Source organism: Streptomyces sp. NPDC090119 (assembly GCF_044747085.1).
Lineage (GTDB): Bacteria > Actinomycetota > Actinomycetes > Streptomycetales > Streptomycetaceae > Streptomyces.
The window spans coordinates 238,784-261,410 of sequence record NZ_JBIVDK010000003.1 but is presented as its reverse complement, the minus strand read 5'-3'; the positions used below and the strand labels follow the sequence as shown (position 1 = coordinate 261,410).

Below are 22,627 nucleotides of genomic sequence, written 5' to 3'. Positions count from 1 at the left end.
CGACCCGGTTCCGCTCAAGAGAAAGTAAAGCCAAAGGCTCACAGTGCGTGTCCGATCACTGTCGAGCAACCGTCGAGAGCGGCCGAAGCCCCCTGCCGCACCGGCGGCAGAGGGCTTCGCCCGCGCTCAGCGGGTTCGCGCCCGAGCGTTACCGGGTCTGCTGCGCCGGCACACCGCGCGCGACCGACTCGTCCTCCACCGGAGAGCTGGCGGCGGCGACCGCGGCACCCGTCAGGGTGGCGAGCATCTCGCGGACGTTGGTCAGCTGGGCGTTGATGCTGTCGCGGCGGTTGGTCAGCGCCGCCAGCTCCCGCTCCGACTCCGAACGGATGCGGTCCGCCTTGGCGTTGGCGTCCGCCACGATGTCCTCGGCCTGACGCTGCGCCGTCTCCACCGTCTGCCGCGCACGGCGGTCGGCGTCGGTGCGCAGCTTCTCCGCCTCCAGGCGCAGCTGCTCGGCGCGGTGCTCGATCTCCGCGAGCCGCTTCTCCGCCTTCTGCTGACGCGACGCCAGGTCCCGCTCGGACTGCTCGCGCCGCTTGGCGAGGTTCGTCTCGAAGTCGGCGGCGGCCTGCGCGGCCTTGGCGCGGGTCGTCTCGAACTCGGCGGCGGCCTCCTCACGCTTGGACTGCGCGTCCTTCTGCGCGTCGGCCCGCAGCTGGGACGCCTCGCCCTTGGCCTTCTCGACGATCCGGACGCCCTCGTCCTCGGACTTCGCCTTGCGCTCGGCGGCGAACGCCTCGGCGTCGTTGCGGACCTGCTGGGCGGCCGACTCGGCCAGATCGCGGTGCTGTTCGGAAGCGCGCCGCGCCTCCTCGCGCAGATCCTTCGCCTCCTCCTCGGCAAGGCGCAGGATCTTCTCGACCCGCGCGCCGAGACCCGCGTACGACGGCTCGGCGTCGGTGATCTGGGCCTGGGCGTTCTGCGTCTCGAGGTGGAGCTCCTCGATGCGCTTCTCCAGAGCGGTGATCCGGGAGAGCGCGCTGTCACGGTCGGAGACGAGCTTGGAGATGCGTTCGTCCACCTGAGCGCGGTCGTATCCACGCCGCACTAGCTCGAAGCCGTAGGGGGAAGTGTCGCTCATGGGGTTCCTGTCGAATGAGACCGGTGAGGTGATAGAGGGAATCCTAGGCGCCGAAGCGGTGTGTCATCGAGCGGATACGTGTTTGGTCTGGAGAATGACACCTCTTTCGGGTGGCTGACCCCCCGAAAACTTGCCATGCTCCGTCCTAACCGTCGGTGCTCTTGCCACCCGACCGGGGCGGCCCTACCGTGGCCCCCGCCTTGACACCGCCGTCCTTGCCCGCCGGGCCCTCGAAGGACTCCAGCGCCTCCAACACGTCCTGGACCCGCGAGATCTCGGTGTTGATGTCCTCGCGGCGGCGCACCAGGATCTCCAGCTCCCGCTTGCCCTCCTCGACCGTGCGCCGGGCCTCGTGGATCGCCTCGGCCTTCAGGTCCTCGGCCTCCTTCACGAGCCTGGTCTTCTTCTGCTCGGCCTCCTTGAGCAGACCCTCCGCCTTCTTCACGGCGGCGATCCGCACCTTGCCCGCCTCGGAACTGGCCTCCGACACCAGCTCCTTCGCCTTCGTCTGCGCCGTGGACAGCTGCTCCTCGGCCGCCTTGATCAGCGTGTCGCAGCGGTCGCCGGTCGACTTCATCGTCTCGGCCGCCTCCCGGCGGGCCCGCTCGTGCAGCTCCTCGATCTCCGAGGTGACCCGCTCGCGCAGCTCCTCCGCCCGCTCCCGGATCGCGGTCGCGTCCCGGCGCGCCCCGACCAGCAGCTCGTCGGCGTCCGTACGGGCCTTCTCCACACGGGAGTTGCCCTCCACCGTCGCCGCGGACACGATCCGCTCGGCCTCGGTGCGGGCCGCGCCCACCATCGAGTCGGCCTGGCCCTCCGCGTCCGCGGTGGCCTGCTGCGCCTGCTGCCGCGCCTCCGCGAGCAGCTTGTCCGCCTCGGCGGCCGTCTCCGAGATGAGGGTGTCGACCTGCTCGGCCGCCTCCGAACGCCGCTTGTTGGCCTCGCCGCGCGCCTCGTCCAGCGTCCGCTCGGACTCCTCACGCGCGGAGTTGGTGAGCCGCTCGGCCTCCGCCTCCGCCTCCGACCTGGCCTGGTCGGCCTCGGCGCGCATCCGCTCCGCGTGCCGCTGCGCCGAACCGACCGTCTCCGCCGCCTCGGCCCGCAGCCGCTCCGCGTCGTCGGTCGCGTCCGCGATCAACTGCTCGGCGTTCGCCACCGCTTCGGCGCGGACCCGGTCCGCCTCCGCGACCGTCTCGGTCTGCAGCCGCTCCGCCTCGGAACGCGCCTCGGTGATCAGGGTGTCGGCCTGCGTCGCCGCGTCCGACCGGATGCGGTTGGCGTCCTCGCGGGCGTCCGCCCGGGTCCGCGACGCGGCCTGATCGGCCTCCGCCAGCTTGTCCGACGCCTCGGTACGCACCCGCTGCGCGTACTCGGACGCGTCCGAGCGGAGCCGCTCCGACTCCTCGGCCGCCTCGGCGACCGTGTGCTCCGCGAGCCCCCGCGCCGCCTCCGACTCCTCGTTCGCCTCCCGGCGCAGCCGCGCCGCGTCCTCGCTCGCCCGCTCCCGCTCCGCGTAGGCGTCGGTGCGGACCCGGTCCGCCTCCTCCTCGGCCTCCCGACGGGTACGGTCCGCCGCGTGCTCGGCGGCCGAACGCAAGCCGGCGATCTCCTCCTGCGCCTGCTCCTGCAGCCCGCTGACGGAGTCCCGCACCTGCGCCGCGTGCGTCTCGGCGGCGGACACCATCTCGGTGGCCCGCCGGTCCGCCTCCTCGACCAGCCGGACCGCCTCGGCCTGCGCCTCCTCCACCCGGGTGCGCGCCGAGGCCAGCAGCTCCTCGCTCTGCTCGCGGGCCCGCTCGCGCTCCTGGTCCGCCTCCTCGCGGGCGGCACCGAGCAGTTCCTCCGCCTCGCGGCGGCGCCGGGCGGCCTCCTCCTGGGCGGCGGCCAGCGTCTCGGACGCCTCCGTGCCGAGCCGCTCGGCGGCGGCCTGCGCCTCCGCGCGCACCCGGTCGGCGGTGTCCTGCGCCTCGGCCTTGAGCCGCTCGGCCTCGGCCGCGGCCTCGGACCGCAGCCGTACGGCCACCGACTCGCCCTCGGCACGCGAGGCGGACGCGTCCGCGGCGGCCTCGTCCCGCAGCCGCTCGGCCTCGGTCTCGGCCTGCTGCTGGAGCGTACGGATGCGCTCGGCGGCCTCCGCGCGCAGCCGCTCGGACTCCTCACCGGCCTCGCGCCGGATACGGGACGCCTCCTCGCGGGCCTCGGTGAGCGACTGCTCCGCCGAGTCCAGCCGCTCCTGCGTCTCGGTCTGCAGCCGGGTCAGCTCACCGGCGGCCTCCTCGCGGCGCGCCTCGGCGGCCTTCTCGGCCTCCTCGCGCAGCTCGCGGGCGGCCTTCTCGGCGTCCGCCCCGACCGTCTCGGCCCGCTCCTCGGCCTCGGCCTTGAGCCGCTCGGCCTCCTTGCGGGTGCGCTCCAGGGTCTCCTCGGCCTGCCTGCGCAGCGAGGTCGCCCGCTCGATGGCCTCGGTGCGGACCTTCTCGCTGTCGGTGGTGGCGGTCTTGCGCAGCTCGTCCGCGTCCGCCTTGGCCTTGGCGAGGAGTTCCTCGGCGGACTTCGCCGCCTCCTCGATCTGGGTGACCGCCTCCCGGCGGGCCTCGGCGCGGATGGAGTCGCCCTCGGTGACCGCGTCGGCGCGCAGCTGCTCGGCCTCGCCGCGCAGCCGACGGGCCTCCTCCTGCAGCTCGACCGTCTTGGCGCGGTACTCCTTGGTGTCGTCCTTCGCCGTGCCCTTGAGCCCCTCGGCGATGTCGTGGGCCTCGGCGCGCAGCCGGTCCGCCTCCGCCTCGGCCTCCGAGCGGATGCGCTCGGCCTCCTCGGTGGCGGCCTTGGTGGTCTTGCGGGCGTCCTCGGCGGCCTTGTTCAGGACCTCCTCGGCGGTCCGCGCCGCCTTCGACAGCTGGCTGGCCGTCTCCTCGGCGGTGGCGCTGCGGGCGTTCTCCCCGGCCTCCGCGAGGATCTTCTCCGCCTCCGCGCGGGCGTCCGCGACCTGCTGCTCGGCGTCCGCCTTGGTGGCCTCGGCCTCCTTGGTGGCCTCGCTGACCAGCCGGGCGACCTGCTCCTTGGCGGTCCGGGTCCGGGTCTCGTTGGCGGCCTCGGCGTTGGACAGCGCCTTGGCGGCGGCCTCCTTGGCCTCGGCGACCAGCTTCTCCGCCTCGGACCGGGCACCGCGCAGCGAGCGCTCGGCCTCCGCCATCCGCTCCTCGGCGCTCCGGCTCAGCTCGGCGGCCTGGCGGCGCGCGGCGTCCGACTCGCTGGCGGTGGACGTACGGAGCTGCTCGGCGTGGTCGGTTGCCTCCTGGGCCTGGGAGGAGGCGGCGTTCAGCAGCCGCTCGGCGTCGGTGCGGGCGCGGCGCAGGATCTGCTCGGCCTCGCCGCGGGCCGACTCCGCGTCGGTGCGCAGCCGCTCGCGGGCCTCATGGGTCAGCCGCTCGGCCTCGGTACGGGCGGCGGCCATGGCCTGCTCGGCCTCGGCGCGCGACTCGTCCAGCAGCCGACGGGCCTGCTGTTCGGTGCGGGCACGCAGCTGCTCGGCCCAGGCCACGTTCTCGTTGACGTGGGACTCGACGGTCTGGCGGCGCTCGGCCAGCTCCTGGTCGAGCTGCTGGCGGCGGGTGACCGCCTCCTGGTGCAGCTCCGCCTGGAGCCGGGCGGAGTGCTCGGCGTGCTCCTGGAGGATGCGCTGGGTCTGCGCGCGGGCCTGGCTCAGCTCACGTTCGGCGTCCTGCCGCAACTGGTCGGCCTGCACCTGGGCGTTGCGGAGCAACTGCTCGGCCTGATAGCCGATGTCGCCGCCGTCGTAGGCGGGACGGGTCATCAGGGTGCGGCGCGCCTCGTGCAGCTTGGCGCGCAGCACCTCGACCTGGTAGCCGAGGTCCTCGGCGTGCTGGATCGCCTTTTCCCGCTCGGTCTTCAGCCGCTTCATCTCGGCCTCGAACCGAGAGAGGTGGTCGACGTCAGCCGCCGGCTCTCGCTCCTGGCTCTCGTAGCCCCGCACTGCGCGGTCCCATCCGTCCCCTGGTGAATTTCTCCGACGAGCACCGTCCATCCGCCGGACGGGGCCCTCCGGGGAATGGTGTCAGATCAACGGCGGAGCACGGGCTGGTGCCCCGACGCTCGTCCCCCGAAACCCGGACCCCGGCATCGGTCGTCCCCCGTGTTCGGGGACGACCGCCCCCAACCCTACCGGCCCTTATGTACGAGAGTCAGTGCTCAGGTGACTCAACTGCCGCCGATGTGACCAGTTCTGTCAGGACTCCATGGCAATCCTTGGGGTGCAGGAAGGTGATCCGGGACCCCATGGAACCGATGCGGGGCTCGTCGTACAGCACGCGTACGCCCTTGTCGCGGATGTCCGCGGCGTCCGCGTCCACGTCCGCCGTGCCGAAGGCGATGTGGTGGACGCCCTCGCCGTTCTTGGCCAGCCACTTGCCGACCGCGGAGTCCTCCCGCGTCGGCTCCAGCAGCTGGAGGTAGGAGGCGCCGCCGTCCGAGGTCTCGTTGATCTTGAGCATGGCCTCGCGCACGCCCTGCTCCTCGTTGACCTCGGTGTGGAACACCTCGAAGCCGTAGGTCGTCCGGTAGAACTCGACGGTGGTGTCGAGGTCGTGGCAGGCGATCCCGATGTGGTCGATTCGCGTCAGCATGGTTTCAGTGCAGCGCCCCGGAGGTGGTTACGCAACGTGCGCGCGATCACACCGTAAGAGCGGTGACGGGCTCCGGTGACGGTCAGTACATTCGAAGTAAACCCTCGTTCACTCCTCGGCTGTGCAGGCCGGTAAGGGGATCGCAGCTCATGTCTTCTGGAACGACCACCTCAGTGATCGTCGCGGGCGCTCGGACGCCCATGGGACGGTTGCTCGGTTCGCTGAAGTCCTTCTCGGGTGCCGACCTGGGCGGTTTCGCCATCAAGGCGGCCCTCGACCGCGCCGGGATCAGCGGCGACCAGGTCCAGTACGTGATCATGGGCCAGGTGCTCCAGGCGGGTGCCGGTCAGATCCCGGCCCGCCAGGCGGCGGTCAAGGCCGGTATCCCGATGAACGTCCCGGCGCTCACCGTCAACAAGGTCTGCCTCTCCGGCCTGGACGCGATCGCGCTGGCCGACCAGCTCATCCGCGCGGGTGAGTTCGACATCGTGGTCGCGGGCGGCCAGGAGTCCATGACCAACGCCCCGCACCTGCTGCCGAAGTCCCGCGAGGGCTTCAAGTACGGCGCGATCGAGATGCTGGACTCGATGGCCCACGACGGGCTGACCGACTCCTTCGAGAACATCGCCATGGGCGAGTCCACCGAGAAGCACAACACCCGCCTCGGCATCGGCCGGGCCGCGCAGGACGAGATCGCCGCGCTGTCCCACCAGCGGGCCGCCGCCGCGCAGAAGAACGGCCTGTTCGAGGCCGAGATCACCCCGGTGGAGATCCCGCAGCGCAAGGGCGACCCGGTGCTGTTCAGCAAGGACGAGGGCATCCGCGGGGACACCACCGCCGAGTCGCTCGGCCGCCTGCGTCCCGCCTTCGCCAAGGACGGCACCATCACCGCCGGGTCCGCCTCGCAGATCTCCGACGGCGCCGCCGCGGTGGTCGTGATGAGCAAGGCGAAGGCCGAGGAGCTCGGTCTGGAGTGGCTGGCGGAGATCGGCGCGCACGGCAATGTCGCCGGTCCCGACAACTCGCTGCAGTCGCAGCCCTCCAACGCCATCCAGCACGCGCTGGGCAAGGAGGGGCTGACCGTCTCCGACCTCGATCTCATCGAGATCAACGAGGCGTTCGCGGCGGTCGCCGTGCAGTCAATGAGCGACCTCGGGGTGTCCACGGAAAAGGTGAACGTCAACGGCGGCGCCATCGCCCTCGGTCACCCGATCGGCATGTCCGGCGCCCGGCTGGTGCTGCACCTGGCGCTGGAGCTGAAGCGCCGTGGCGGCGGTGTGGGCGCGGCCGCGCTGTGCGGTGGCGGCGGCCAGGGTGACGCGCTGATCGTGCGGGTACCCAAGGGCTAGATCGTCTTTTCCGGCTGTGTGCGCGCGAGTGAACGGAGCAGTTTGATGCGGGACGTCTCCTCTCTGGTGGCCGAGGCCAGGGAAGGCCGGCCCCGGGCCGTGGCCCGGCTGATCTCCCTGGTCGAGGGGGCGTCCCCGCAGCTCCGGGAGGTGATGGCGGCCCTGGCCCCGCTGACCGGCAACGCGTACGTGGTCGGTCTGACCGGCTCGCCCGGCGTCGGCAAGTCCACCTCCACCTCCGCGCTGGTCACCGCGTACCGCAAGCAGGGCAAGCGGGTCGGCGTGCTCGCCGTCGACCCGTCGTCACCGTTCTCCGGGGGCGCGCTGCTCGGCGACCGGGTGCGGATGTCCGACCACGCCTCCGACCCCGGCGTCTACATCCGCTCCATGGCCACCCGCGGCCACCTGGGCGGGCTCGCCTGGGCCGCCCCGCAGGCGATCCGGGTGCTGGACGCGGCCGGCTGCGACGTGATCCTGGTCGAGACGGTCGGCGTCGGCCAGTCGGAGGTGGAGATCGCCTCCCAGGCCGACACCAGCGTGGTGCTGCTGGCGCCGGGCATGGGCGACGGCATCCAGGCGGCGAAGGCCGGAATCCTGGAGATCGGCGACGTCTACGTCGTCAACAAGGCGGACCGGGACGGCGCCGACGCCACCGCCCGCGAGCTGAACCACATGCTGGGCCTCGGCGAGGCCCGAGGTCCCGGCGACTGGCGCCCCCCGATCGTCAAGACGGTCGCCGCCCGCGCCGAGGGCATCGACGAGGTCGTGGAGGCCCTGGAGAAGCACCGCGCCTGGATGGAGGAGCACGCCGTCCTCGCCGAACGCCGCCGCGCCCGCGCGGCCCGCGAGGTCGAGACCATCGCGGTCACCACCCTCCGCGAACGCATCGGCGACCTGCACGGCGACCGCCGCCTCTCCGCCCTGGCCGACCGCATCGTCACCGGCGACCTGGACCCGTACCGCGCGGCGGACGAACTGGTCGAGGGGCTCACCCAGGGCTGAGGACGCTGGCCGAGGCCCGCCGCTGCGCGGCCCGCGCAGGACAGCGGAGCGCCCCGCCCTCCCGCGCGCCGGATACGGCGCGTCGGGTGGACGGGGCGCTTTCCTGTGACCGGATGAGCGGGCGCGCGGGATCGCCGCGGGCCCGCAGGGCGGCTACGGGCGGCCGCGTTGGTCGCGGAGGTGCTCCGCGATGGGCTTGAGGGACTTGTCGAGGTCCTGGAGGGCGTCGGGGGAGAGGAGGTCGATGAAGTGGCGGCGGACGGACGCCACGTGGTGCGGGGCGACCTTCCGCATCGTCTCCAGCCCGTGCTCGGTCAGGACGGCGAAGAGTCCGCGCCGGTCCGACTCGCAGTTCTCCCGGCGGACCAGGTCCGCGTTCTCCATGCGCGTGATCTGGTGCGAGAGGCGACTCTTGGACTGCATGGTGGCGCCCGCCAGGTCGCTCATCCGCATCCGCATGTCGTCCGACTCGGACAGATTGACGAGGATCTCGTAGTCGTTCATCGTCAGGCCGAACGGCTGTAGATCCTTTTCGAGCTGGTACGTCAACAGCCTGTTGACCTCCAGGTGGGTGCGCCAGGCGCACTGCTCCGCATCGGTCAGCCAGTGCGTGGCCGTCTCGGTCTCCATGAATGAAGTCTACCTAAGAAGTTGAATGGCGAACTACTCTGGGTGATGTGACTGTGCGCACGCGTTCGACGTCACACTCCGCAGACTACCGCTCACAGCCCGAAGCGACGCTGGAGGTCTCCCAGCTGTCCGGGAAGGCGCGGTACCCCGGAAGCCCCCGTTCCGGGCCCCATCGGCCCTGCTGCGCCCCCTCCGGGTACCCCCGGCTCGGACGGAACAGCCCCCGTCGGCTGCTCGGCCATCAGCGTCTCGCTGGACTGGAGCAGCACCGTCCCCGCACCCGTGAACTCGAACTGGTGCTCCTCCCCGGAAGCCCCGCCGATCCCTGTCATCGCACGTAGACCGCCCAGCACGCCGGTGAGATAGGAGTGGTCGTAGTGATGGCAGGGGGAGGGGCAGTCGGCCCAGCCGACCAGGGCCTGGGGGTCCACCCGGATCGGCGGCTCCATGAAGACCACCGGGCCGTTCGAGGCGGCGACGAACTTTCCGGTTCCGATGAGCGTCAGAAACCCCGGCACGATCGACTGTTTGAGTGCCAAGCTTGGCTGAAAAGCGATCAAGTTGCCCGCGCGAACGGTCAGGTTGCCCTGATCCAGATCGTACGAATTCACGTCGAAGGCCCGGTCGGCGAGGAGCATCTTGCCCGAGCCCTCCGCCACCACCCAGTCGCTCGCGTGCAGTGGCGAATGGAACGAGGTCCGCACCAGCCGGTCCAGCCGGCCGTGCCCGATGCCGTTGAAGTCGATCGACCCGTAGTAGGCGATCATCTTCCCCTTCTGCAGGAACCACTGGGAGCCCTTCAGCTCCACGCAGAAGGTGTACGGGTTCACGTTGTCGTCGACGGGGAGCGTCGTCGGGTCGAAGACCACCGGCCCGGCCGCCGGGCCGCCCGCGCTCGGGTAACCGCTCACAGCTTCTCCTCCGACGCCTGGACGTACACCGTGCCGCTGCCGCTCAGCTCCAGCTGGAACGCCTCGCCGGAGCCGCGGCCCATCATGTCGCGCCAGCCCAGCGCGGTGGACAGCTTGTTGCGCACCTCGCCGTGATGGGCGACGTACGCCTGGGGGTCCACATGGACCGGGCGCTGCGGGGTGATCGGCAGCTCGAAGACCCCGCCGTGCGCCATCACCGCGACCGCGCCGTGTCCCTGGAGGGTGGTGGTGAACAGGCCCTGCCCGGTCGCCTGGCCGCGCACCAGGCCCATCACCCCGCCCTGCGAGCCGAGGAACATGGTGCCCTGCCGGAGCGAGCCCTCGAAGGCGAGCAGCCGGTCCGCCTCCACGTACAGGGTGTCGCCGGTGAGGGTGATGACATGGACGTGATGGCCGCCGTGCCCGAACAGGACCGTGCCGCTGCCCTCCACCGTCATCAGCGGAGCCGCCTCCCCGGCGACCCGGCGCCCGAGCATCGACATGACCCCGCCCTGGCCGCTCTGCATGTTCGGGGTGAAGGACACCTCGCCGGTGTACGCCAGCATCGCCCCGCGCTGGCTGAACAGCCGCTGCCCCGGCGCCACCCGGGCCTCGACCATCTTGGAGTTGATCTCCCTGAGGCTCATCTCACAGATCCCCCGCGATCGTGTTCCGCTCGCTGGGCTGCACATAGACCAGCCCGTCGCCCTCGAAGCGGATCTGGAACGCCTCCCCGCCGCCCTCGCCCATGAGGGTGCGGAAGGTGACGCCGGACTGGAAGGACTGCCGGACGTTCCCCTGGTGCGCGATGTAGGCGCCAGGATCGACGGTCAGCGGGTACTGCGGGCTGACCCGGAGCACCACCGCGGGACCGTCGGAGAGGATCGCCGCTTGGCCGGTGCCCTCCACGGTCGTGGTGAACAGGCCGTTGCCCTGCGAGGCGCCGCGCAGCCCGGTGAAGCTGGTGCCCGTGCGCAGCCCGCCGTCGGTCGCCAGCAGGTTGCTCGACTCCACGTACAAGGTGTCGCCGCGCAGGCCGACGAGATTGATCTCGGACGCCCGGTCCGCGAACCAGCAGGTCCCCTGTCCCCTCACCTCCATCACCGTCATCTGCTCGCCGGTGATGCGCCGCGTCACCATCCCGCGCAGCCCCTCACCGCCGCCGCTCAGCTTCTTGAAGGCCATCTGTCCGTCGTACGCGACCATCGAGCCGTTCTTCGCCTTCACGGCGTCCCCGGTCACGTCGACGGCGAGGACCTTGCTTCCCTGCAGTCGGAACATCGCCACACCGTGAAAAGTAGCCCCCGGCCGGGTGGAGGGAACAGGGCCCATGGGTGGAGAACGACCCTGAGCACACCCCTAGGGGCATTGTTTGCCACAATGAGGACGCTTGTGCTTTCGTTCACAAAGCGGATCATGAGCCGGTCGCGAAGCGGCCGCACCCCCGCACCCCCGCACTCCGCCCAAGTTCCCCCGAAGGTGACCCGTGGACCTCAAGACCGCATCCGCCCTCCGCCGCCTCCGCCTGGTCTCGGCGCCGGAGGCCGTGTCCTTCCTGCTCCTGCTGCTGTGCTCGGTGCTGAAGCGGACCACGGACTTCAACGGGGTCCCCGTGATGGGCTCGATCCACGGCGTGCTGTTCGTCCTGTACCTGTTCTTCTGGCTGTTCGCCTGGATCCGGACCAAGTGGAGCTTCGGCACCGCCGCCCTCTACTTCATCCTCTCGGTCCTGCCCACCGGCGGCTTCTTCGCCGACCGCAAGCTGCGCCGGGAGTCCGAGAGCGCCGTGATCGCGGCCCGCGCCCGCGAGGAAGGAACCGTGAACGCATGATCGTCGCCTTCTCCGTGACGCCCCTCGGCGTCGGCGAGGACGTGGGGGAGTACGTCGCCGACGCCGTCCGCGTGGTCCGCGAGTCCGGGCTGCCGAACCGCACCGACGCCATGTTCACCTCCGTCGAGGGCGAGTGGGACGAGGTCATGGACGTCGTCAAGCGCGCCGTGGCCGCCGTCGAGGCCCGCGCGCCCCGCGTCTCGCTCGTCCTCAAGGCCGACATCCGCCCCGGCGTCACCGACGGCCTCACCTCGAAGGTCGAGACCGTGGAACGCCACCTCGGTTCCTAGGGGGTGGACCTCCGCCGCACGACGTAGGTCCGCCGCCCGATGTGGCGGGAGTGCCGCGCGCCATAACCTCCCCGCATGACGGCAGTTGATTCTCGTCCCAAGGGCCCCCGCAGTCGCGAGCGGCGCAAGCATGAGGCGCTCGAACGGCTCGTGCGCGACCACGACGTATGGGTCGCCACGGCCGACGCCACCGGCGAGCCGTGCCTCGTTCCGCTGGCCTTCTGGTGGGACGGCGCGGCGGTGTGGCTGGCCACCCGCGACACCAACCCCACCGGCCGCAACCTGCGCTCCTCGGGCCGGGTCCGGCTCAGCTTCGGCCACACCCGGGACGTGGTCCTGATGCACGGCACCACGCGCACGCTGACCCGCGAGGAGCTTCCCGCCGAGGTCGGGGACGCCTTCGCCGCCAAGGACGGCTGGGACCCCCGCGAGGACCACCCCTCGTACGTCTTCTTCCAGGTCACCCCGCACGTGCTGCAGGCGTGGGGAACGGTCTCCGAGATGCCCGGGCGGACGCTGATGCGCGACGGGGAGTGGCTGGTCTAGGCGGTCGCCGGACGGTCCTCCGTCAGCCCCCCGACGCCAGGGCCATCCCCAACGGCGTGCGCTCGTACAGCACTTGGTGCCCGTACCGACGGGACGTCAGCAGGCCGCTCGCGCGCAGGACCGTCAGGTGGGACGAGACGGAGGACGGGGCGAGGTCCAGGCGGTGGGCCAGGGCCGTGGTGGAGGCCGGGTCGTCCAGGGCGGCCAGTACCGCCGCGCGGCCCCGGCCCAGCAGGCGTACCAGCGCATCCGGGGTCCGGGCGCCCGGCTCGGCCCACAGGCCGCCGACCCCGCGCGCCGGATAGACGAGCGTGGGCTGCCACGGCGGGTCGAAGCCGGTGACCACGTCCGGCCAGCAGAACACGCTCGGCATCAGCACCAGGCCCCGCCCGCCGAGCCGCCGCTCGTACACCCCGCCCGGCAGGGTCAGCGTGCGGCCGTCCCAGCTCAGCCGCGCGTCCAGCTCGGGCAGCAGCGTGCCGAGCCCCACCTCGGCGAGGCGGCGCGAGTGGAAGGCCACGTCCGCCTCCAGCAGCGCCCGCAGCCGGGGCCACTCCGGCTCCACCAGGACCCGCCAGGCCACCTCAAGGGCGTCCGCCAGCTCCCGCACCATCCGCACCGGGTCCGCCAGCCACGCCCGGCCCCGCTCCGAGGCGAGCGCGCCCGGCGTGCAGGCCAGCGAGCGGGCGGTGTCCTCGCGGGCCGCCGCCGGATCGGCCGCCCGTACCGCCGCGATCTCCTCCTCGAAGGTGGCCGCCGGACCGATCGGCGGCGCCCCGAGCCAGTCCGGGGAGTGGCCCCGGCGGGGCATCAGCAGCCAGAGCGGAGCGAGGTCCAGACCGGCCGCCGCGTCACGGATACGGCGCAGCCACGGGACGTGATAGCCCTGCCGGTCCGGGCGGCGCAGTGTGCGCACCGCGTCCTGCGTCTCCCACAGCGGGGACACCGCGAAGCGGCAGTTCAGGAAGTCGTCCTCACCGAAGTGCATCTGCGAGGCCACTGCGTCTCCTCCCGGACATTCGGCTGGAGCCGAAACTCTACGTCGCCCGGCCCGGCCCCCGGCAGGCTGCCGGGCATGTCCGCACCGCCCACGGCCCCGGCACCCGCCCGCACGGGCTACCGCCACGTCCTCGCCGTCCCCGAGTTCCGCGCCCTCTTCGCCGCCCATGTGCTGTCGCTGCTCGGGACGGTCGTCAGCGAGATCGCGCTGTCCGTCCTCGTCTACGACCTCACCGGCTCGCCCCTGATGAGCGCGCTCGCCTTCGCGGCCGGTTTCCTCCCGTACGCGCTCGGCGGCACCCTGCTCGCCCCCGTCGCCGACCGTTTCCCGGCCCGGCGGGTGCTGGTGGTCTGCGACCTGGTGTGCGCGGCGTGCGTGGCGGCGATGGTGGCGCCGGGCGCGGGCGTCGGCGTGCTGCTGGCGCTGCGCTGCTGCGTCGCCGTGGTCTCCCCGGTGTTCTCCGGCACCCGGATGGCGACTCTCGCGGACGTCCTCGGCGACGGCGACGCCTTCGTGCTCGGGCGGTCCCTGATCCGGATCGTCTCGCAGAGCGCGCTGCTGGCCGGGTACGGGCTCGGCGGCCTGCTGCTGACCGCCGTCAGCCCCCGGCACGCCCTGCTGATCACCGTCGGCACCTTCCTCGCCTCGGCCGTCCTGCTCCGCTTCGGCACCCGGCGCCGTCCGGCCCGGCGGCGGCCGGAGCGGGGGAAGGGAGGCGGCGGCACCCTCGCGCTCCTGCGGAACCGGCGCGTGCTGGTGCTGCTCCTCGTCTTCTGGGTGCCCGCGATGTTCCTCGTCTTCCCCGAGGCGCTCGCCGCGCCCTACTCGCACACGCTCGGCGCGGGTTCCACCGGACTCGGGCTGCTGATGTGCGCGCTGCCCGTCGGCACGGTCGCCGGGGAACTGTTCGCGGGCGCGCGGCTCGGGCAGGCCGGCCGCGAGCGGATCGTGCTGCCGCTGCTCTGCCTCGCCGTCCTGCCGTACGTCGGCTACGCCCTGCGCCCCGGACTCTGGCCGTCCCTGCTGCTCCTGGTGCTCGCCGGGGCGTGCTCGGCGTACACCCTCGGGCTCGACCAGTGGTTCGTACGGGCGGTGCCGGAGGAGCTGCGAGGGCGGGCGATGACGCTGCTGAGCGCCGGGCTGATGACGATCCAGGGGGTGGGCATGGCGCTGGCGGGCGTGGTGGCCGAGGTCATCGGGGTGCGGACGGCCGTGGTGGCGGCCGGAGTGGCGGGCACGGTGTGCTGCGCGGCGCTCGCCGTGGCGTGCCGGGTGACCGAAAGCCGAGACGGGGCTGCCCGCGATATGACCGGCCGGTAGGGTCTGATGACGTGCCCAAGCCTCTCAGTCTCCCCTTCGACCCCATCGCCCGTGCCGACGAGCTCTGGAAGCAGCGCTGGGGAAGCGTGCCCTCGATGGCCGCGATCACCTCGATCATGCGGGCCCAGCAGATCCTGCTGGCCGAGGTCGACGCCGTGGTCAAACCGTACGGGCTGACCTTCGCGCGCTACGAGGCGCTGGTGCTGCTCACCTTCTCCAAAGAGGGGGAGCTGCCCATGTCCAAGATCGGCGAGCGGTTGATGGTCCACCCCACCTCGGTGACCAACACGGTGGACCGCCTGGTCAAGGCCGGTCTGGTCGCCAAGCGCCCCAACCCCAAGGACGGTCGCGGCACCCTCGCCGTCATCACCGACAAGGGCCGCGAGGTCGTCGACGCCGCCACCGCCGACCTGATGTCCATGGACTTCGGCCTCAGCGCCTACGACGCGGAGAGCTGCGCCGACATCTTCACCGTGCTACGTCCGCTGCGGGTGGCGGCGGGGGACTTCGAGGACGCCTGACCTGCGGGTCCTCGCTGGGGCCACCCTGGGGCAAGATCTCCCGGAACGCGTGGTTACGCTCGTACGCATGAAGAAGAGCGTGCTGACCCGCTACCGGGTGATGGCCTACGTCACCGGTGTGCTGCTGGTCCTGCTGACCCTGGGCGTGATCGCCAAGTACCTGCTCCACCTGGACGGCGCCGGTGACTTCACGCGGATCATCGGCATCGCCCACGGCTGGCTGTACGTCGTCTACCTGGTCTTCGCCTTCGACCTGGGCTCCAAGGCGAAGTGGCCGGTGGGCAAGCAGCTCTGGGTCCTGATCGCGGGCACCATCCCGACCGCCGCGTTCTTCGTGGAGCGGAAGATCAGCCGCGAGCTGGAGGCCAAGGTCGCCGAGCCGTCCCCGGCGCCCGTCAAGGCGTAGCCGGAACCGCCGTACGTACTCGTACGGCGGTTTCCCATCGACATTTACTAGGACGTCCAAGTAAATTCGATGGTATGGACGCTCACGCGATCGAAGAAGGCCGTCGGCGGTGGCAGGACCGGTATGACGGGGCGCGCAAGCGCGACGCCGATTTCAGTACGTTGTCCGGGGATGCCGTGGAGCCGGTGTACGGGCCCCGGCCGGGGGACGTGTACGAGGGGTTCGAGCGGATCGGGTGGCCGGGGGAGTACCCGTACACGCGCGGGTTGCACGCGACCGGGTACCGGGGGCGTACCTGGACCATCCGCCAGTTCGCCGGGTTCGGCAACGCGGAGCAGACCAACGAGCGGTACAAGATGATCCTCGCCGCGGGCGGCGGCGGTCTGTCCGTGGCGTTCGACATGCCGACGCTGATGGGCCGCGACTCCGACGACCCGCGCTCGCTCGGCGAGGTCGGGCACTGCGGGGTGGCCATCGACTCGGCCGCCGACATGGAGGTCCTGTTCGGGGACATCCCGCTCGGTGACGTCACCACCTCGATGACGATCAGCGGCCCCGCCGTCCCCGTCTTCTGCATGTACCTGGTCGCCGCCGAGCGCCAGGGCGTCGATCCGGCGGTGCTGAACGGCACGCTGCAGACCGACATCTTCAAGGAGTACATCGCCCAGAAGGAGTGGCTCTTCCAGCCCGAGCCGCACCTGCGCCTCATCGGCGACCTCATGGAGCACTGCGCGGCGGGCATCCCCGCCTACAAGCCGCTCTCCGTCTCCGGCTACCACATCCGCGAGGCCGGTTCGACGGCCGCGCAGGAGCTGGCGTACACCCTCGCGGACGGCTTCGGGTACGTCGAGCTGGGCCTCTCCCGCGGTCTCGACGTGGACGTCTTCGCCCCCGGCCTCAGTTTCTTCTTCGACGCCCACCTGGACTTCTTCGAGGAGATCGCCAAGTTCCGCGCCGCCCGCCGCATCTGGGCCCGCTGGATGCGGGACGTGTACGGGGCGCAGACCGACAAGGCGCAGTGGCTGCGCTTCCACACCCAGACCGCCGGGGTCTCGCTGACCGCGCAGCAGCCGTACAACAACGTCGTCCGCACCGCCGTGGAGGCGCTCGCGGCCGTCCTCGGCGGCACCAACTCGCTGCACACCAACGCCCTGGACGAGACCCTCGCGCTGCCCAGCGAGCAGGCGGCGGAGATCGCGCTGCGCACGCAGCAGGTGCTGATGGAGGAGACCGGCGTCGCCAACGTCGCGGACCCGCTGGGCGGTTCCTGGTACGTCGAGCAGCTCACCGACCGGATCGAGGCGGACGCCGAGAAGATCTTCGAGCAGATCAAGGAGCGGGGCCTGCGGGCCCACCCCGACGGGCAGCACCCCATCGGCCCCATCACCTCCGGCATCCTGCGCGGCATCGAGGACGGCTGGTTCACCGGCGAGATCGCCGAGTCCGCCTTCCGCTACCAGCAGTCGCTGGAGAAGGGGGAGAAGCGGGTCGTCGGCGTCAACGTCGCCACTGGCTCCGTCACCGGCGACCTGGAGATCCTCCGGGTCAGCCACGAGGTCGAGCGCGAGCAGGTCCGCGCCCTGGCCGACCGCAAGGCCGCCCGCGACGACACGGCCGTACGCAAGGCGCTGGACGCCATGCTGGGCGCCGCCCGCTCCGGGGCCAACATGATCGAGCCGATGCTGGAAGCGGTCCGCGCGGAGGCCACGCTCGGCGAGATCTGCGGGGTGCTGCGCGACGAGTGGGGGGTGTACACCGAGCCCGCCGGGTTCTGACCCGGAGGATCGAGCCACCCTCTGGCCCGCGTCAACTCGCCGGTTCCCCCGGTGACGGGAGGGGGGCGGCGAGGCCCAGCAGCAGGATGTGGGTGAAGCCCCGCGCCCACTCCTCGTCCGCCGGTTTGCCGCTGACCAGGGTGCGGTGGACCACCGCGCCCGCCGCCATGTCGAAGATCAGGTCGACCGTGCGCGCGGACTCCTCCGGGTCGGCCTCCGGGGGGAGTTCGCCGCGCTCCTGGGCCCGCGCCCGCCCGGCCAGCACCAGGCGCTTCTGCCGCTCCACGATCGAGGTGCGCACCCGCTCGCGCAGCGCGTCGTCCCGCGTGGACTCCGCGACCACGCCCATCAGCCCGCACTTGGCCTCCGGCCGGTTCAGGATGGCCGCGAACTGGAGCACCACGCCCTCGATGTCGGCCGCCAGTGAACCCCGGTCGGGCAGCACCAACTCGTCGAACAGTTCCGCGACCGCGTCCACCACCAGCTCGTGCTTGCCCGACCAGCGGCGGTAGAGCGTCGTCTTCGCCACCCCGGCCCGCGCGGCCACGTCCGACAAGGTGAGCCCGGACCAGCCCAGTTCCACCAGCGCCTCCCGCGTGGCGGCCAGGATCGCGGTGTCCGCGGCGGCGCTGCGCGGGCGCCCGGTACGGCTGGCGGGGGTGCGGCTCTGCATGGACACGACCCTAATGGGCGACGCCGTCCCCGTCGTGAGGGAGATCACCGGAAACCGCTGTCGCGGAAGCGGTCACTGCTATTACGCTACGACTCGTAGCGAAAGCTCGTGACGGACGTACACGGGCGACGACCACTGGCGTGGGGTGGGGACCCGGCGCCGACCCGCGATCGCCGACCACGATCGCTTTTTTCCTTCATACGCCGGAACGGGGGAGGATAGACGCATGCAGCCACGGAACATGTCCATGAGCGGCGTCGTCGACCTCGCCGCGGTGAAGGCGGCCCAGGAGGCCAAGGCCAAGGCGGAGCAGGCGCGTGCCGAAGCCGCCCGCCATGGCGGCGCCGGTGCGGTGTCGCCGGCCGACCTCGTCATCGACGTCGATGAGGCGGGCTTCGAGCGCGAAGTCCTCCAGCGCTCCGCCGAAGTCCCGGTCGTCATCGACTTCTGGGCCGAATGGTGTCAGCCCTGCAAGCAGCTCAGCCCGCTGCTGGAGCGGCTGGCCGTCGAGTACGGCGGGCGCTTCCTGCTCGCCAAGGTCGATGTCGACGCCAACCAGATGCTGATGCAGCAGTTCGGGGTCCAGGGGATTCCCGCCGTCTTCGCGGTCGTCGCGGGACAGGCGCTGCCCCTCTTCCAGGGCGCGGCCGACGAGCAGCAGATCCGGGAGACCCTCGACCAGTTGATCCAGGTCGCCGAGCAGCGCTTCGGCCTGACGGGTCTGACCGTCGACCCGGACGCGGCTCCGGGTGCCGCCCCCGCGGCCGAGGTGCCGGAGGGGCCGTACGACGCCCTGCTGGCTGCCGCGGTCCAGGCGCTGGACGCGGGTGACCTGGGCGGTGCCGTGCAGGCGTACAAGAACGTGCTCAACGACGACCCGGCCAACATCGAGGCCAAACTCGGTCTCGCGCAGGCCGAGTTGCTCCAGCGGGTGCAGAACCTCGACCCGCAGGCGGTGCGCAAGGACGCGGCCGAGAAGCCCGGCGACGCGGACGCCCAGATCGCCGCCGCCGACCTGGATCTGGTGGGCGGTCATGTCGAGGACGCCTTCGGCCGGCTCACCGACACCGTGCGCCGTACGGCCGGTGACGACCGGGACGCGGTGCGCCGTCGGCTGCTGGAGCTGTTCGAGGTCGTGGGTGCCGACGACCCGAGGGTGGTGGCCGCGCGCAGGGCGCTTGCGCGGGCGCTCTTCTGATTCCGTGTCGGACGACGGGGCGCGTGATGCCGGGCTCGCCGAATGGCCGATCTGATGCCTGAGCGATCACGCTTTACCAAAACTTGGTAAACCCGCCTGCTGTTACTGCGAGTAAGTCAGAGCCGTTGGTCTGTCCGGCTTGGTCCGGGGATCAACGGCTTTGCTCTGCCCAGTGATGGCACGGTCTGTCGCCCTCCGAGACCACTGGGTCGTTGTTCGGTTATCGCGCCGTTACTAGCCGGTAACGGCGCCCCTTGTGCGGGCGGCGAGAATGCACCACGATCGGCCACGCTCGGTCCATTTCCGCACCCCGACAGCCGGTCGGGAAGCGGGAGACTCTGGGTCCCCACCGAGCAGAGCCGGCGGCAGTGGCGTCGGCTCTGGGGCAGGGGGGTCTTCGCCCTCCCGGCGAAGCCTGTCCCGAAGGTTGTGCGTGATGTGCGTCAGGCATGACCAGTGGTTGTCGCTCGGGGGTGAACGCCGGTCGTGCGGGCGCGGATTCGCGCCGTCGGACGCCGACGCTCCCCTTCCCGAGGACGTAGCACTTCTCCCATCCCTGCCCGGCCGAGCCGCCCGTCGGGGCGATCCCGGGACAGGAGATGTACGTCCGAGAAGGAGGAAATATGGAGTCCCAGGTGCGTGGCGGGACCAGATGGAAGCGCTTCGCTGTGGTCATGGTGCCCAGCGTCGCTGCCGCAGCGTGTGTGGGTGTGGGTCTCGCGCAGGGTGCCCTCGCGGCGTCCTTCAGCGTCTCCGGCCAGGAGTTCAAGGTCGGCGCCGAGCATCTGCACGGTGAGGGCTTCGCCCAGTACGGCGGTATCGACAGCGGTTACACGACGACCGAGGGCAAGGACAAGACCGTTCGTCCGGTCGCGATCTCCTCGTTCGACACCGCCGAGATCACCAAGATGTGCCAGTCCGTCAAGACGGAGATTCCCCTCATAGGGAAGACGATCTACCTCCGTCTGGACGCCGGTCCGGACGACGACCACAAGGTCGAGGCGAAGAACCTCTACATCGACGTCGCCCAGCTCGACGCCGACGCGACGTTCAACAACATCGACATCGGCGTCGCGGTCAAGGACAAGACCCGTGGCCCGGCGGTCAAGGACCAGTCCACCCTGCCGGGCGGCTTCGCCCAGCAGGCGCAGTCGGCCGACCTCTACAAGGTCAAGCAGACGGCGTGGGCGACCACGGCGGGCACCTTCAAGCTCAGCGGCCTGAAGATGCGCCTCGGTGTGGACCCCAAGATGGAGTGCTACTGACGGCTCCGGCCCTCGGGTCACTCCCGGCCGGCTGAGCCGTGACCGGGAGGGGGGCGGGGGAGCGCGAGCTTCCCCGCCCTCCGTCCCAGCCCTCCGTCCCGGTCCGGTGCCGCGCACCGGACCCCGCAGACTCAGACCTCCGGCTTCTCCACGCATACGGCCTAGCCGGTATGAACTACCACCGGACCCAGGGAGCTGTTTTTCCATGAGTGCCGAGACTCCGGTCCAGAGCGTCGGGACTTTCACCCGGCTGCGCCTGCGATTCCGTGACTGGCGGGGCGGCCGGCCGTTCTGGGCGGGTCTGTTCACCTTGCTCGGCGGACTGCCGATCGCCTACTTCCCCTACGCCACGCTCAAGCTGGGCACCATGGCGGTCTCCATGGCGACGACCGCCGGCGCGGGTTCGCTCATCATCGGGATTCTCCTGGTCACCCTCGGTCTGACCATGTGGTTCCAGCAGGCCACCCGGATCTTCGCGGGTGTCGCGGCGATCCTGCTGGCGCTGGTGTCCCTGGTGGTCTCCAACATCGGTGGCTTCATCGTCGGCTTCGTACTCGCGCTGCTCGGCGGTGCGTTGTCCATCGCCTGGGTGCCCGCCGGGAAGGCGGCCCCGGTCACCGGGGAGGCCCCGGCCGACGGCACCACGGGGTACGTTCCGGCTCCGCGCGCGGGCGACGCGGACGCCCCGCTGTCCGAGGGCGCACCCGCGCAGTCCGCCCGGACCGACGACTCCAACGGGGGGTACCGTGTCGGCTGACGAGGCCCGCGGTCAGAACGCGGCGACGACGCCGGAGCAGGAGAGAACCGGGCCGCGCCACGCCGCCCAGCGCAAACCGCTGATGACCCGGCTGCACATGCCGGCCGGCAAGGCGATAGCGATGGCCGCGATGCCGACGGCCGTGCTCATGGGCATGGGGTTCACGCCGACGCTGGCCGTCGCCCGTGACCAGCCGCCCAACGCGAAGATGGCGGACGAGTACAAGGACTGCGTGGCCGCCCTCGACGGCGACAAGGCCACCCCCTCCGCGTCCGCGAGCGAGTCCGAGGACGCCAAGGACGACAACGCCAAGGACGACGGCGCCAAGGGCGAGGAATCCAAGGGCTCCACGGGCGGCGACTCCAAGGACGGCGACTCCAAGGGCGACGGCGGGACCACCCCTCCCTCTTCCTCCGCTGCCTCCTCGGCGCCCTCTTCGTCGGATTCAGGTTCCGACGACAAGGCCGCGCCCGAGCCCGCCTCCTCCAAGCCCGCGGCCGCGTCCTCCGCCGAGCCCTCGGCCGACGCGGACGCGAAGGAGGCCGGAGGCGGTCTGCTGGGGACGATCGGGGACACGATCGGCGATGTGCTGACCGGCGGGAAGAAGTCCGCCACGCCGTCGGCGAGTTCGACGCCCTCCGCGCCCGCGCCCTCCGCCTCTGCGTCCTCGGCATCCCCGGCGCCCTCCGCCTCCGCCACCGCGGGGGAGAAGGAGAAGCCCGCCGCCGAACCGGCCGCCAAGCCCGGCGCCAAGGCCGCGGAAACCCCCGAACCCGGCGCGTCCCAGGGCGCGGAGAAGGCCACGGAGAGCCCCGAGGCGCCCGCCTCCGCGTCCGCCACGCCCAGCCCCTCCGCCAGTGCCTCCGACGACGCGGCGGACTGCGAGAAGGCCACCGACGCCGTCGGCGGGGTGGACAACAAGGTGCTGCTCCCGGACGACCCCTGGTTCCTCAACGCCAGCTCCCTGTGGCTCAAGGGCGCCGACTACAAGGGGATCGTGGAGGTGCGGACCTCCAGCGGCAAGACCAAGAAGGTGCTGAAGTACGTCATCTCCGGCGGCACCGAGATCGGCGACCTGCACCAGACGGTCAAGGACAAGGCCAGCGGCAAGACGTACCACGTGCAGGCGGGCAAGGGCACGACGTCCACGATCACCGGTGGCCAGACCGTGATGTACACCGAGAGCATCTCGGGCAAGCTGCTCGGTCTGATCCCGCTGACCTTCAGCCCGGACAGCCCGCCGCCGCTGAACCTTCCCCAGATCTACTTCACCGATGTGACGGTACGTCAGGCAGGCCAGTTCGGCGGCACGCTGACCGTCCCGCACCTGCACCAGTACATCGACTGAGCCGGTACCAGGAACCCTTCCGGGAGCCGCACAGAGCCGTGGCCCGGTCCCCCTCCGATCGAGGGGGACCGGGCCACGGTC

Annotated in this window: 22 protein-coding genes; 13 read left to right on the top strand and 9 right to left on the bottom strand. The window is 71.4% G+C overall.

Annotated elements, in window-relative coordinates; all coding sequences use genetic code 11:
* Nucleotides 1-148: 148 nt before the first annotated feature.
* The 3 genes from ACIPPM_RS13825 to mce form a co-directional block, all read right to left on the bottom strand.
* Complete coding sequence (locus ACIPPM_RS13825; RefSeq protein WP_401446998.1) at nt 149-1,084, bottom strand: cellulose-binding protein; 936 nt, start codon at nt 1,082-1,084, stop codon at nt 149-151.
* Between the two features lie 145 nt (nt 1,085-1,229).
* Complete coding sequence (gene scy / locus ACIPPM_RS13820) at nt 1,230-5,075, bottom strand: polarized growth protein Scy (RefSeq protein ID WP_401446996.1); 3,846 nt, start codon at nt 5,073-5,075, stop codon at nt 1,230-1,232.
* Between the two features lie 208 nt (nt 5,076-5,283).
* Nucleotides 5,284-5,724: a methylmalonyl-CoA epimerase gene (mce, locus tag ACIPPM_RS13815; protein ID WP_388995341.1), complete on the bottom strand. Its 441-nt coding sequence runs from the start codon at nt 5,722-5,724 to the stop codon at nt 5,284-5,286.
* A gap of 149 nt (nt 5,725-5,873) precedes the next feature.
* Between mce and ACIPPM_RS13810 the strand changes: the two genes are divergently transcribed.
* Nucleotides 5,874-7,073, top strand: coding sequence for an acetyl-CoA C-acetyltransferase (locus tag ACIPPM_RS13810; RefSeq protein WP_401446994.1), 1,200 nt, complete (start codon nt 5,874-5,876; stop codon nt 7,071-7,073).
* A 45-nt stretch (nt 7,074-7,118) separates the two neighbouring features.
* Nucleotides 7,119-8,075, top strand: a complete 957-nt coding sequence (meaB, locus tag ACIPPM_RS13805) for a methylmalonyl Co-A mutase-associated GTPase MeaB (RefSeq protein ID WP_393606269.1) — start codon at nt 7,119-7,121, stop codon at nt 8,073-8,075.
* Nucleotides 8,076-8,228: 153 nt separating this feature from the next.
* Here meaB and ACIPPM_RS13800 read toward each other — a convergent pair whose 3' ends face one another.
* The 4 genes from ACIPPM_RS13800 to ACIPPM_RS13785 all read right to left on the bottom strand — a co-directional run bounded on the left by ACIPPM_RS13800 (nt 8,229) and on the right by ACIPPM_RS13785 (nt 10,897).
* The gene (locus ACIPPM_RS13800) at nt 8,229-8,705 is read right to left on the bottom strand and encodes a MarR family winged helix-turn-helix transcriptional regulator (RefSeq protein WP_031181246.1); all 477 of its coding nucleotides are present in this window, start codon (nt 8,703-8,705) and stop codon (nt 8,229-8,231) included.
* A 92-nt stretch (nt 8,706-8,797) separates the two neighbouring features.
* Nucleotides 8,798-9,616, bottom strand: coding sequence for an AIM24 family protein (locus ACIPPM_RS13795; protein WP_401446990.1), 819 nt, complete (start codon nt 9,614-9,616; stop codon nt 8,798-8,800).
* Nucleotides 9,613-10,263, bottom strand: coding sequence for an AIM24 family protein (locus ACIPPM_RS13790; RefSeq protein ID WP_401446988.1), 651 nt, complete (start codon nt 10,261-10,263; stop codon nt 9,613-9,615). Before ACIPPM_RS13790 ends, ACIPPM_RS13795 begins: the two co-directional genes overlap by 4 nt.
* A 1-nt stretch (nt 10,264) precedes the next feature.
* Entirely contained in the window at nt 10,265-10,897 is a 633-nt protein-coding gene (locus tag ACIPPM_RS13785; protein ID WP_388995323.1) for an AIM24 family protein, read from the bottom strand.
* Nucleotides 10,898-11,102: 205 nt separating this feature from the next.
* Here ACIPPM_RS13785 and ACIPPM_RS13780 point away from each other — a divergent pair, with 205 nt between their 5' ends.
* The 3 genes from ACIPPM_RS13780 (at nt 11,103) to ACIPPM_RS13770 (ending at nt 12,283) form a co-directional block, all read left to right on the top strand.
* Nucleotides 11,103-11,447: a DUF3817 domain-containing protein gene (locus ACIPPM_RS13780; protein WP_401446985.1), complete on the top strand. Its 345-nt coding sequence runs from the start codon at nt 11,103-11,105 to the stop codon at nt 11,445-11,447.
* Nucleotides 11,444-11,737 carry an MTH1187 family thiamine-binding protein gene (locus ACIPPM_RS13775; protein ID WP_130332404.1) on the top strand — a complete coding sequence of 98 codons (294 nt, stop codon included), beginning with the start codon at nt 11,444-11,446 and terminating at the stop codon, nt 11,735-11,737. The genes ACIPPM_RS13780 and ACIPPM_RS13775 overlap by 4 nt, the downstream gene beginning before the upstream one ends.
* Before the next feature lie 75 nt (nt 11,738-11,812).
* Nucleotides 11,813-12,283, top strand: a complete 471-nt coding sequence (locus tag ACIPPM_RS13770; RefSeq protein ID WP_401446982.1) for a pyridoxamine 5'-phosphate oxidase family protein — start codon at nt 11,813-11,815, stop codon at nt 12,281-12,283.
* A 22-nt stretch (nt 12,284-12,305) separates the two neighbouring features.
* Here the strand turns inward: ACIPPM_RS13770 and ACIPPM_RS13765 are convergent, their stop codons facing one another.
* On the bottom strand, nt 12,306-13,283 hold the full coding sequence (locus tag ACIPPM_RS13765) for a DUF5937 family protein (protein WP_401446979.1): 978 nt from the start codon (nt 13,281-13,283) through the stop codon (nt 12,306-12,308).
* Between the two features lie 75 nt (nt 13,284-13,358).
* On the opposite strand from ACIPPM_RS13765, the gene ACIPPM_RS13760 reads away from it, so the two are divergent.
* From ACIPPM_RS13760 to ACIPPM_RS13745, 4 genes are all read left to right on the top strand, one after another.
* Complete coding sequence (locus ACIPPM_RS13760; protein WP_401446977.1) at nt 13,359-14,603, top strand: MFS transporter; 1,245 nt, start codon at nt 13,359-13,361, stop codon at nt 14,601-14,603.
* 11 nt (nt 14,604-14,614) lie between these two features.
* Nucleotides 14,615-15,124, top strand: coding sequence for a MarR family winged helix-turn-helix transcriptional regulator (locus tag ACIPPM_RS13755; RefSeq protein ID WP_401446975.1), 510 nt, complete (start codon nt 14,615-14,617; stop codon nt 15,122-15,124).
* 67 nt (nt 15,125-15,191) lie between these two features.
* Entirely contained in the window at nt 15,192-15,530 is a 339-nt protein-coding gene (locus ACIPPM_RS13750; RefSeq protein ID WP_401446973.1) for a DUF3817 domain-containing protein, read from the top strand.
* A gap of 74 nt (nt 15,531-15,604) precedes the next feature.
* Entirely contained in the window at nt 15,605-17,305 is a 1,701-nt protein-coding gene (locus ACIPPM_RS13745; RefSeq protein WP_401446970.1) for a methylmalonyl-CoA mutase, read from the top strand.
* 31 nt (nt 17,306-17,336) lie between these two features.
* Here the strand turns inward: ACIPPM_RS13745 and ACIPPM_RS13740 are convergent, their stop codons facing one another.
* A complete protein-coding gene (locus ACIPPM_RS13740) occupies nt 17,337-17,978 on the bottom strand; it encodes a TetR/AcrR family transcriptional regulator (protein WP_401446968.1) in 642 nt (213 codons plus the stop codon).
* 226 nt (nt 17,979-18,204) lie between these two features.
* Here ACIPPM_RS13740 and ACIPPM_RS13735 point away from each other — a divergent pair, with 226 nt between their 5' ends.
* From ACIPPM_RS13735 to ACIPPM_RS13720, 4 genes are all read left to right on the top strand, one after another.
* Entirely contained in the window at nt 18,205-19,176 is a 972-nt protein-coding gene (locus ACIPPM_RS13735; protein WP_401446965.1) for a tetratricopeptide repeat protein, read from the top strand.
* Nucleotides 19,177-19,799: 623 nt separating this feature from the next.
* Nucleotides 19,800-20,441 (top strand): DUF6230 family protein, encoded by a 642-nt coding sequence (locus ACIPPM_RS13730; protein ID WP_401446962.1) that lies wholly within the window; start codon nt 19,800-19,802, stop codon nt 20,439-20,441.
* A gap of 205 nt (nt 20,442-20,646) precedes the next feature.
* Nucleotides 20,647-21,198 (top strand): DUF6114 domain-containing protein, encoded by a 552-nt coding sequence (locus ACIPPM_RS13725; RefSeq protein ID WP_401446960.1) that lies wholly within the window; start codon nt 20,647-20,649, stop codon nt 21,196-21,198.
* A complete protein-coding gene (locus ACIPPM_RS13720) occupies nt 21,188-22,546 on the top strand; it encodes a hypothetical protein (protein ID WP_401446958.1) in 1,359 nt (452 codons plus the stop codon). Before ACIPPM_RS13725 ends, ACIPPM_RS13720 begins: the two co-directional genes overlap by 11 nt.
* The last annotated feature ends 81 nt before the right edge of the window (nt 22,547-22,627 follow it).